Consider the following 9,006-nt stretch of genomic DNA (forward strand, 5'->3'; position numbering starts at 1 on the left):
AGATGTCCGGCAGGACAGAGGGGGGGGGTATGGCACGGCCATCGGGCTGCGGCATGGCCGGAAGCCGCCCGTACTGACAGAACCAACAGACGGCGTCGAGGATCGGCGCACCAGACATATGGTATTTTAGCGATTTCTTTTACCTGAAAGACAGAGGTCGAATGTTACATCCGAATGCCTGTGGTTCGGGGGTGGAACATGAAGTTTCCAACGCTTGTCATTATCAGCGCCGCAATTGCGTTCCTCGCTGCCGGTGGCCAGGCGTATCTGCCGTCACCGAGCGTCGGCTCGCTTCCGAACGCGCTCAACCCGGCCTGCAAGATCAAAGGCAATATCAGCGTTGCCAGCGGCGAACGCATCTATCATGTGCCGGGCCAGTACTGGTACGCCGAATCCCGGGTTTTGCCGCATCGCGGCGAGCGCTGGTTCTGCACCGAGACCGAGGCGCGCACGGCCGGATGGCGAAAGGCGACATACGACACGCGGCCGTGATGCATCGTATTTTAGCAATCGTTTTTACAATAAAGCAGGATTTGTCCGATACAACCCTGACTAGGTACTTCGGGGATTGGACATGCGGTTTTCCATACTTGTGCTTGCAAGTTCTGCGGCTGCCTTTCTGGGCAGTGGCGGCCATGCATTGCTGCCGCAAATGGCGGCCCCTTCCCTTTCCAACCCAGCGACCCCATCGCGTCCCGCAATCGTGACGGCAGATTGCAAGATCAGAGGCAATGTCAGTATCAACAGCGGCGAGCGCATCTATCATGTGCCGGGTCAGCACTGGTATGACAAGACACAGATCTCTCCGCAATACGGAGAACGCTGGTTCTGCTCGGAAGCCGAGGCCCGCGCCGCCGGTTGGCGCAGGGCCGGATACTGATCCCCTCACCCCTTCATCCCATAGAGATACAGCCGTGTCTTGCGGCGGTCGGACAGGTCCCAGATCTCGTCGGCGTCGAGGCCGGGGATGGCGAAGCTGTTGGAGACCAGCAGGCTGCCGGGTTTCATCTCGCGCCTCGCCTTGTCATGGACCATCGGCATCGGTTCGGGCGAGAGGAAGACATAGACGATGTCGGCGTCGGTGATGTCGGCCGACCAGATGTCGCGGCGGTGGATGGTGCCGCGGCCGGTCAGCTTCGACAGGATGGCGGAGATGAGAAAGGCCATCGGCGCGGTCTCATAACCTTCGGCGTTGCGATCCTTGCCGGCCATACCGCGCACCACGCCGCCAAGGCCCGAGCCGAGATCGATGAAGCGGGTCGCGCCGCGCTCGGCCATCAGCCGGCGCAGCGCCTCGATCGTCGCGCGGTTGGTCAGGTAAAGCGGCACGCGCTCGCGCGCCGTGTTGGAAAAGAACAGGTAGAGCAGCAGGAAGGCCACGCCGAAGGGCCATGCCGGCAAGGAGCCCGCGGCGAGCGCCAGCGCCACGGCGAAGGGAAAGGCGAACGCGATCCACTGCCACCAGACGGCAAGGCCGAGCCCCCGGGTCAGGCCGGCCGACAACAGCGCCTGCAGGACCAGCGCGCCCCAGATGATCGGATCGATGCCGAAGCGGCCGGCGAGCTCAGGCAGCAACGCCGAAAGGAGGCCGGCGACCACGAGCGCTGCCAGTGCCTGGGCAAGCAAGGCGCCCAGGATCGGCGTTGCGCGAAGAAAGTGCATGGCGGTCGGGCCTTTCGTTCTGTGTCGTCCGGTTTTCTTTTTGGCCGGTCATTGGCAGTCCGGCGTTCCTGGCGGGCGGGCATTCATGGCGGGCGGGCATTCATGGCGGCTTGGCGGCTTGGCGGCTGGGTGGTTTGGGCGGTTTGAGGTTGGTGCGGATTGAGGCTTGGGCAGATTTCTGGCCGAATTCGGCGGCGCTGCCGGGCCTTCAGCATCGGCGCAACACTGGCAGTGGCGGGGATGATTCTCAAGGCATGAGAGCGGGTGACCACAGGTCAGGTGTTTGCCGACCTCGTCTGTCGGCATCGGTACCGGCCCATGGAGGCTGGGAACTGGGGGCTGGCGGCGGGCTGGGCAATAATCGACTGCAATCAAGTGCAACTTTAAGATGATATTCTTGTAATTGATAACATCTATTAGTTGCTTATGATTCAGAGGAGCAATCCTCGGGAGAAACCGCCATGTCCCATGACCCGGCGCGCGGCAGGCGCGTGCGCGACGCGATCTTGCAGCGGCACATTCACAAGACGCTGGCGCTGGCGGCCGAGCTCGATGTGTCTGCGGCCGCCGTGTCGCGCTGGCAGAATGGCGGCCATCTGTCGCTGGAAAGCGCCTGCGCGCTGGCCGAACTGCTCGATGTGTCGCTCGACTGGCTGCTGCTCGGGCGCGGCACGATCGACTGGCACCGAGACAATTCGGTCTCGGCGGCGGAAATCGGCTGGATCGTCGGCCTGCGGGCACGGCCCGACCGGATCCGCCGGCTGCTGGTCGAACTGCTCGAGGCGATCCCGCCGTCAGCGCCTTTGCGCTGAGGGTAAATTCCGGCGCAATCGCAACCACAGCTCAACAGCTATTGGTTGCTTAAAATCTCAACTCAACCAGAATGTGTGCAGGGTTCAGCACATCAGCCACACGCCATCGACATCCATTCCGCCAGGGGCTGAACGGGTGCTGGTCCCCCTCTGTCTTCAACGCAACAGCAAAGCAACCGCAACGCAAATCAAGGGTGAGACCATGTCGACCATGCTGACGATCAACGTGAAGAATTTGGAGCCGCAGACGCAGAATTTCTACTTCTTCCAGCAACCGGCGATCTATACCGGCGGCGGCCAGGTGTATTCCAACAGCCTGTTTTCCCAGTCGCTGGCCAATTTCGGCGATAGCGGCGCGATCCTGACCTTCCAGGTCAACCTGCAATTCTATGCCGGCATCCAGCAATCGAACCAGCCGCCGCAGGTCGGTTCGTCGTCGGGCTTCTCCTCGGCCAGCCGCCCCATCGAACTGGCACCGGCGGCCGGTGTTTCGGCCAAGCCGAATGACGCGACGACGGCGACCGTCGTCGGGCCCAATACCACGCTCGGCCTGTCGCCGCCGGCCAATGTCTCGGGCGTGCAGGAGGGCGCGTTCCGCATCACCACCCCGAGCTTCACCTCGCCGCCCTATTACAATGTCGGTTCGGCGGTGTCGGTGAATGGCGGCATCGTGCTGTCGAACTTCGTCCAGGCCAATCCGGCCGACAACACCGATTGCCAGCCGATCCTGAAATATTACGTGCAGACCGGATCCTATACGCCGGGCAATGTGATGAACTTCACCCAGTCGAGCGTCAATGCAGCGCTGAGCGATTTCACCGGCGGCTATACCACCGCCAATGTGACGCTGAAAGCCGACGGCAAATGGGACGTCAAGCTGCAGTGAGCCAAGCCTACCGGTCTCGATGTTGGCCGGTCCGGGCAAGCCGGCCGGCGGTGCGGATGGAGGTTCGAGACGCCGCCTCCCCTTCATCCGCATCTGCCGGCTCTGGCAACCTTGCCGGTCTTGCCAGTCACCCAGGCAACCACCCCGGCAGGCACCCAGGCCGAGACCATCACCCGATCCGGACACGTCACGGAGGTTTGCAGACCATGGCCAGTTCCTACCGGATCATCGTCCGGAACCTGTCGCAGACGGTGCTTTATTTCCACGTCTTTCAAAAGCAGGCGTCGTTCCAGCCGTCTATCGCCAGCGCCGGCATCTTCGCCAGCAGTCTCGGCTGCCAGAGCCTGGGCAATTCGGCCCAGAGCGGTGCGCAGATCAGCTTCGGTTTCGAGGCTCAGGTCTATGCCGGGGCGTTGACCACGATGGCGCCGAAGCCGCCGCCGACGAATGCGCTGATCGTCTCCAATGCCATCGGGGCTGCGACGCGGTTTTTCGTGTCGAGCACGGCGGCGGCCCAGCCGATCGCCTTGTCTGGCGGTGGGTCGACCGGTGTGGCGGGCGGCGTGCAGGGCGCAAGTCCCGGCAATTGCACCACGCTTTCGCTCGATCCTCTCGGGCTTTCGGCCGCCACCTATCAGGCGAGCCTTGCGGCCGGAAGCTTCGGCATCGACGTGCCGTCCTATACGCCGACGCCGGCGCCCGAACTCTATTGCGGGACAGCGGTTCTGACCGGCGACGGAAACATCGTGCTGTCGAGCTTCGTCGCACCGGCACCGAACGGCACCACGGCCTGCGCGCCGCAGCCGATCTATTTCGTCAGGACCGGCTACCAGCCGACCGGCAATGTGATTGCCTATGACGAGAGCCAGGCCGCCCGCTGCGACTTCACCACCGGCTTTGGCAGCGTGACCGCGACCTACAACGCCAATGGCACATTTTCAACCAAAGGAGGGCCATGAAGACCATCGCAGACCGCCGACAATTTCACCGAAAGCAACAGGAATTCCATCCCTTAACCTGAAACCACCACACGAAGGAGACAGCAATGTTCACCCACTTCCCCATGCCCACCGGCTGGATCGCCACCGGTCTAGCGCTTGCCGGCGGCATCGCCATTGTGGCGATCGCCGTGATGGCAACCGCCGTTCCCGCCTCGGCGCAGATGGCGTTTTCGCCCGCCTGCACCAATTTCACCGCGCTTGCAGTCGTGCCACCGCAGAACGCGATCGTGCTGTCGAAACATCCGGTGCCGCATCCGGCCGGCGACGCGACGGTGTTTTCGATCAACGGCCTGAACAATTACGTCGTGCCCAACGGCTCCAATTCCTGCGTCGTGGCAGCGCCGGATCCGAACGACGTCTATTGCTTCCAGGCCCGCAACGACCCGACGATCACCCATGTCGGCATCGCGGCAATCGTCAATCCCGGCGGGCTGACGGCTTGCCAGTAAGACCGCATATCCGGCCTGAAAACCGGCAAACGAGCGATCAGGACTGGGCCGAAAGGCGCAGCCCTGATTTGTCGTTTGCCGAAGCGTTTGCCGGCCCGATGTTCAGTCCATCGAGCCGTCCGGCAGTTCGTCGCGCCAGTCGTGCTGTTCGCGAAAGCCGAGAACGTCGCGGATCTTGGCATTCGACAGAGGCGCTGCATAACCATCCAGATCGCCGGTGATCGGCGTGTTGGGCGCCCATTTGGCGAGGAAATCGCGGGTCGGCTCGTTGGCGGTGATCGTGTCGTTGACGGCGTTGAATACCTGGAAGCCGAGGCCGTCCTTTTCCACGCAGAGATCGACGATCTGGCCGAGGTCGCGCGCGTCGATATAGCTCCAGGCATTGCGCTTGCGGCTCGGCGGATCGGCGAGGAAGCCGGGGAAATTGGCATAATCTTCCGGCGAAATGACATTGCCGATGCGCAGGGCATAAATGTCGGCGCCGGTGCGCATGGCAAAGGCGCGGGCGGTCTTTTCATTCACCACCTTGGACAGGCCGTAGCTGTCCATCGGGTCGACATCGTAGTCCTCGGTCAGCGGGAACTGGTGGTAATCCTTGTCGCCTTCGGCAAAACAGACGCCGTAGGTGGTTTCGCTTGAGGCGATGATCACCTTGCGGATGCCGAGTTTTACCGCAGCCTCGATGACATTGTAGGTCGAGACGGCGTTGGTGGCGAAAGTGGTGTTGTCCGGCTTCATCAGGATGCGCGGCACGGCGGCAAAATGCACCACCGCATCGACTTTCGCCGGGCCATGGCCGGTGTCGAAGCCGTCAAAGCCGAAATGCTGCGACAGGGCATTGAACACCTGGCCGCTGTCGGTGAGATCCGTCAGCAGAGTGTTGACGCCTGGGCAATCGAGCGGGGTGAGATCGAGATTGAGGACCGCATGGCCCCTGCCGGTCAGATAGGGCACGACATGGCGCCCGGCCTTGCCGCTGCCGCCGGTAAAGATGATCCGCTTGCCCATGATGTTTCCTCCCAATGCATGGCGTCTCGTGGTTTGGGCAAGACATAGCGCGGGGCATGGGCGGTGGCGAGGGGGGAAGCGGAAATAGGCGGTGGCGCAGAACGGCCTGGAAGAATGGCGTTGAGGCGTAGTCTCGGGGAACGGAAGACCGCGCCCCGAGACTGCGTTTCAGTTTTTTGGCCAGTTCACTTGGACGAACTCACTTGGCAGGACTCAGTCGGCCAGCTCAATTGGCCGGGCTCAGCTGGCCGGCTTCAGCGACTTCAGGATGGCAACGAGGTCCTGGCTGTGGGCGCCCTGCGTTTCCTTGGTGCCCCAATAGGTGACGACCAGCATCTTGCCTTCGGAGGGCGAGGCAAAACCGAGCGAAACCTCGACCGGGCCATCGGCATCCTTGCCGTCGAACTCGATGCTGCCAAACGTCATGCCATTGATCTCGACATCGCCGGAATCGCTCTTGGTCGTCTCGTCGATGGTCACGCCATTGTCGGTCAGGAACTTGATCGCATCGTCGATCACCTTGTCCATCGTTTCATCGGAGGCGACATCGATGGAGAAATAGATCGCCGCATCCGGCGAGGTCGCCTCGATGCCGGAAATGGTCTCCTTCGGATCCCAGCCGTCTGGAATGGTGACCGAGGCGATCGGCGCATCGCTGGGGAATTCAAGCGTGGCGGCCTGGGCATGGATGGGGGCGAAAAATGGTGCGATGGCGAGTGCCATGGCGAGGACGAGCATTCTCTTCATCGGAAGTCCTTCTGGGGTGTGGGAAGGACGGGTGTAGCAGGGATTGGCGAAGGAAGGGTGAAGATGGGGGGACATTACTGCCCACACATATTCGCTGGCAATGGAGACGTTAGTCTTCCCACTGCTCGTCGAGGTTGATCCCTCGAATATCGCCATCGTTGTAGAATGCCTGAATATGCAAATGCAGGTTCACCCTAGCAGATATGTTCTTTTGCGGAGAGTTAATTCCCAGCGATGGGCTGATCGCAGTTTGGCGAATCATAAACTCGCCCCAAACTCCTAGGCCATTAACCTGCTGCCACTGCTGAGAACTCATGATCACTTCAGCAGCATCATCAAAGTCCCAATCCTCAGGCTTGTTTCGGGCTGATAGCCAACCGCTACGCAGTGCAAGATCGATTCGCGGCTTCGGGCGGCTCGCAATGCCTTGCTCACGGGGTCTAGTGCTGCCCCAATCACCGTAGGTGATGCGCTGCCGGTTTGTCAGTTGGACGAGTTCCGCGAGAAATTCACGATTGTCGAAAGCTACGAAATCAACTCCCTCGACCTCAGCGAAGCCTTTTGGAATCGTCGTATACGAGACAACAAATGGGATCTGGGCATCAACGCCGCTAAGCTGTGTGGCAATAAGGTTGGCAATACGCAAACGAGATGGCTGCGTATCAGAAATCCAGCCAGCGTCGACGATTATTGCGTAGTCCGCCGAACCAACCTCGTTGACGGCCGCGATCGCCTCGCCCAAATTGGGAGGGAACCGCTGAAGTTCAATTCGGAGAGCAAATGTCCTCCCCATTTCTTGGAATGCTGCAATTTGGTTCACAATCTCTACGCGGCTTAGGCCCGCAATCTGAAGGCACGGGCTTGCGTTAGGAACTGTTTCTATGAACCCAACCCAGTTTGCATAGCAGTTTGCTGGGTCTTGAAGCTCAAGCCATTGCTGCTGGCCCAGAACGTCAATATTCGTGATCTGATAGTCTCGATCGATATCCAAGAAGAAGGAACGCGCTGGGAACGCCTTGCTGATGCGGTCGATAGCCCGCATCAACTCAGCAGCGTTGGGCCAAGGCGCCAGTAAGAAGTTTGGCTGAAGTCGATCTTTCGAAGCCGCGGGCAGCCTCTCCAAGCCGTTCATTTCGCTCGACCGCACAGCAAGCGTCGGAACATAGTTCAAATCAGAAATATCGACTGCCATCGTACACCATCATCTTCCAAGCGCTACGCCGCCATGCGAATTTCCATTGCAGCCTTCGAAACCCCAAACTGTTCGGCGAGCAATTCGACCGCGCTCTCGCTAATGTTTTCGCCAAACCTTAAATACGCCGCTTTCAGGGCATGCTCAGGCATGACAATCTGAGACGCTAGGCGGTTTGCTTCGTATTCGATACTTTCAGACGCGCCTGACCTGTAAAGCACGTTGTCCGTAAGCGTCCCTCCCATCCGCTCGATAACGTCACGGTGGATGAGGAAGTGGGCTATCTCGTGCGCAAGTGTAAAGCGCTGACGCTGGCGGCTTTCATGCCTATTGATCTTAATCTCAAAGCCAGTCGCAGTTTTCGCAATTTGCCCAGATATGTTGAGCGGGAGTGAAGAGAGCTTCACATCGATTCCCAGGTCATTTGCTAGCGCCCCAAGCTTTACTGGCAGCTCATTCAGATGCTTTGCCACGGTTTCCCGGTCGGTCTCATTGATTTTTTGCCACTCTCTTGTTGCTGATGTCATATTGCGACCCCTTACTTTCCTAGGAGGCTGTGCCTCCATCATCGTCCTCCAAACCACCAGAGTATATGGCCCGTTCCAAAGCACTGGTCAGCTGACCGTTTTTCTCCATCTGCCCGAGCTCGCGTCTCAGTATTTCCGGCATCTCTTCCAGAACACGCTTTTCCGCGTTTGAAACGGACTCCGAGCGTATAATCTGGAAACCGAATATGGCAACTACCCCGACAATTAGCGCCACAGCGCCCAATACAACTGTGGCCACGGTCAAGTTAATTGCCGCCAGGTCGGCATAACTCATACCGACCGTCTGCACAGCGGCTCCGCTGTTAAATAGATGGAGATTTACATTAAGAAATACAACAAGGCCTGCGCCGACGACCACGCCGATCGCGATTTTGAGCAGCTCATATAATTTTCGCATAGTGCGCCCATCCCCTCAAGTTTGTTAATACGATTCTCGCCCTGCCCCAAGGTTTTTGTTCCCACAATAAAATGCCAAAGTGCCATAAGAACGCAAAGGGTCTTCGCTACGATGGACACGACTTTTGTCTCCTTGCATTCCTCCCAATTCTCAATCTCCCTCCTCAAGCAAAAAACTTGGCATAGCATCGGGCATCTGGCTGATCGTCCTCGTAGTGACGGCCGTCAGTCGAGGATCTGGACGACGACACAGGCGTGCGGGTCGACGATGGCGCGGCAATCGGCATGTCACCCCACCAACACCC

The 9,006-nt window shown here is 59.7% G+C and carries 12 protein-coding genes; 6 read left to right on the forward strand and 6 right to left on the reverse strand.

Annotated features, from left to right (window positions below; genetic code table 11):
• Positions 1-198 precede the first annotated feature (198 nt).
• On the forward strand, positions 199-492 hold the full coding sequence (locus GVK95_RS24690; protein ID WP_159953334.1) for a hypothetical protein: 294 nt from the start codon (positions 199-201) through the stop codon (positions 490-492).
• 82 nt (positions 493-574) lie between these two features.
• A complete protein-coding gene (locus GVK95_RS24695) occupies positions 575-880 on the forward strand; it encodes a hypothetical protein (RefSeq protein WP_159953335.1) in 306 nt (101 codons plus the stop codon).
• A gap of 5 nt (positions 881-885) precedes the next feature.
• Here GVK95_RS24695 and GVK95_RS24700 read toward each other — a convergent pair whose 3' ends face one another.
• The gene (locus tag GVK95_RS24700) at positions 886-1,662 is read right to left on the reverse strand and encodes a hypothetical protein (protein ID WP_159953336.1); all 777 of its coding nucleotides are present in this window, start codon (positions 1,660-1,662) and stop codon (positions 886-888) included.
• 461 nt (positions 1,663-2,123) lie between these two features.
• On the opposite strand from GVK95_RS24700, the gene GVK95_RS24705 reads away from it, so the two are divergent.
• The 4 genes from GVK95_RS24705 (at position 2,124) to GVK95_RS24720 (ending at position 4,810) form a co-directional block, all read left to right on the forward strand.
• On the forward strand, positions 2,124-2,474 hold the full coding sequence (locus GVK95_RS24705; protein ID WP_159953337.1) for a helix-turn-helix transcriptional regulator: 351 nt from the start codon (positions 2,124-2,126) through the stop codon (positions 2,472-2,474).
• 202 nt (positions 2,475-2,676) lie between these two features.
• Positions 2,677-3,360 carry a hypothetical protein gene (locus GVK95_RS24710; protein WP_159953338.1) on the forward strand — a complete coding sequence of 228 codons (684 nt, stop codon included), beginning with the start codon at positions 2,677-2,679 and terminating at the stop codon, positions 3,358-3,360.
• Between the two features lie 206 nt (positions 3,361-3,566).
• Positions 3,567-4,319 (forward strand): hypothetical protein, encoded by a 753-nt coding sequence (locus tag GVK95_RS24715; protein WP_159953339.1) that lies wholly within the window; start codon positions 3,567-3,569, stop codon positions 4,317-4,319.
• 86 nt (positions 4,320-4,405) lie between these two features.
• Complete coding sequence (locus tag GVK95_RS24720) at positions 4,406-4,810, forward strand: hypothetical protein (protein WP_159953340.1); 405 nt, start codon at positions 4,406-4,408, stop codon at positions 4,808-4,810.
• Positions 4,811-4,912: 102 nt separating this feature from the next.
• On the opposite strand, the gene GVK95_RS24725 is transcribed toward GVK95_RS24720, so the two are convergent.
• The 5 genes from GVK95_RS24725 to GVK95_RS24745 form a co-directional block, all read right to left on the reverse strand.
• On the reverse strand, positions 4,913-5,818 hold the full coding sequence (locus GVK95_RS24725) for an NAD(P)-dependent oxidoreductase (RefSeq protein ID WP_159953341.1): 906 nt from the start codon (positions 5,816-5,818) through the stop codon (positions 4,913-4,915).
• Between the two features lie 240 nt (positions 5,819-6,058).
• Positions 6,059-6,565: a histidine kinase gene (locus tag GVK95_RS24730; RefSeq protein ID WP_159953342.1), complete on the reverse strand. Its 507-nt coding sequence runs from the start codon at positions 6,563-6,565 to the stop codon at positions 6,059-6,061.
• 109 nt (positions 6,566-6,674) lie between these two features.
• Positions 6,675-7,757: a hypothetical protein gene (locus tag GVK95_RS24735; protein WP_159953343.1), complete on the reverse strand. Its 1,083-nt coding sequence runs from the start codon at positions 7,755-7,757 to the stop codon at positions 6,675-6,677.
• A gap of 23 nt (positions 7,758-7,780) precedes the next feature.
• Positions 7,781-8,284 (reverse strand): ImmA/IrrE family metallo-endopeptidase, encoded by a 504-nt coding sequence (locus GVK95_RS24740; RefSeq protein WP_159953344.1) that lies wholly within the window; start codon positions 8,282-8,284, stop codon positions 7,781-7,783.
• 19 nt (positions 8,285-8,303) lie between these two features.
• Positions 8,304-8,702: a hypothetical protein gene (locus tag GVK95_RS24745; RefSeq protein ID WP_159953345.1), complete on the reverse strand. Its 399-nt coding sequence runs from the start codon at positions 8,700-8,702 to the stop codon at positions 8,304-8,306.
• Positions 8,703-9,006 lie beyond the last annotated feature (304 nt).

The organism is Rhizobium sp. 18065, assembly GCF_902706095.1.
Classification (GTDB): domain Bacteria; phylum Pseudomonadota; class Alphaproteobacteria; order Rhizobiales; family Rhizobiaceae; genus Allorhizobium.

What these genes read in the sequence shown, in the direction of transcription:
- GVK95_RS24695 (WP_159953335.1), top strand. Translation starts at nt 575, where the DNA reads ATGCGGTTTTCCATACTTGTGCTTGCAAGTTCTGCGGCTGCCTTTCTG.
- GVK95_RS24715 (WP_159953339.1), top strand. Translation starts at nt 3,567, where the DNA reads ATGGCCAGTTCCTACCGGATCATCGTCCGGAACCTGTCGCAGACGGTG.
- GVK95_RS24740 (WP_159953344.1), bottom strand. Translation starts at nt 8,284, where the DNA reads ATGACATCAGCAACAAGAGAGTGGCAAAAAATCAATGAGACCGACCGG.
- GVK95_RS24710 (WP_159953338.1), top strand. Translation starts at nt 2,677, where the DNA reads ATGTCGACCATGCTGACGATCAACGTGAAGAATTTGGAGCCGCAGACG.
- GVK95_RS24690 (WP_159953334.1), top strand. Translation starts at nt 199, where the DNA reads ATGAAGTTTCCAACGCTTGTCATTATCAGCGCCGCAATTGCGTTCCTC.
- GVK95_RS24720 (WP_159953340.1), top strand. Translation starts at nt 4,406, where the DNA reads ATGTTCACCCACTTCCCCATGCCCACCGGCTGGATCGCCACCGGTCTA.
- GVK95_RS24730 (WP_159953342.1), bottom strand. Translation starts at nt 6,565, where the DNA reads ATGAAGAGAATGCTCGTCCTCGCCATGGCACTCGCCATCGCACCATTT.
- GVK95_RS24745 (WP_159953345.1), bottom strand. Translation starts at nt 8,702, where the DNA reads ATGCGAAAATTATATGAGCTGCTCAAAATCGCGATCGGCGTGGTCGTC.
- GVK95_RS24735 (WP_159953343.1), bottom strand. Translation starts at nt 7,757, where the DNA reads ATGGCAGTCGATATTTCTGATTTGAACTATGTTCCGACGCTTGCTGTG.
- GVK95_RS24705 (WP_159953337.1), top strand. Translation starts at nt 2,124, where the DNA reads ATGTCCCATGACCCGGCGCGCGGCAGGCGCGTGCGCGACGCGATCTTG.
- GVK95_RS24725 (WP_159953341.1), bottom strand. Translation starts at nt 5,818, where the DNA reads ATGGGCAAGCGGATCATCTTTACCGGCGGCAGCGGCAAGGCCGGGCGC.
- GVK95_RS24700 (WP_159953336.1), bottom strand. Translation starts at nt 1,662, where the DNA reads ATGCACTTTCTTCGCGCAACGCCGATCCTGGGCGCCTTGCTTGCCCAG.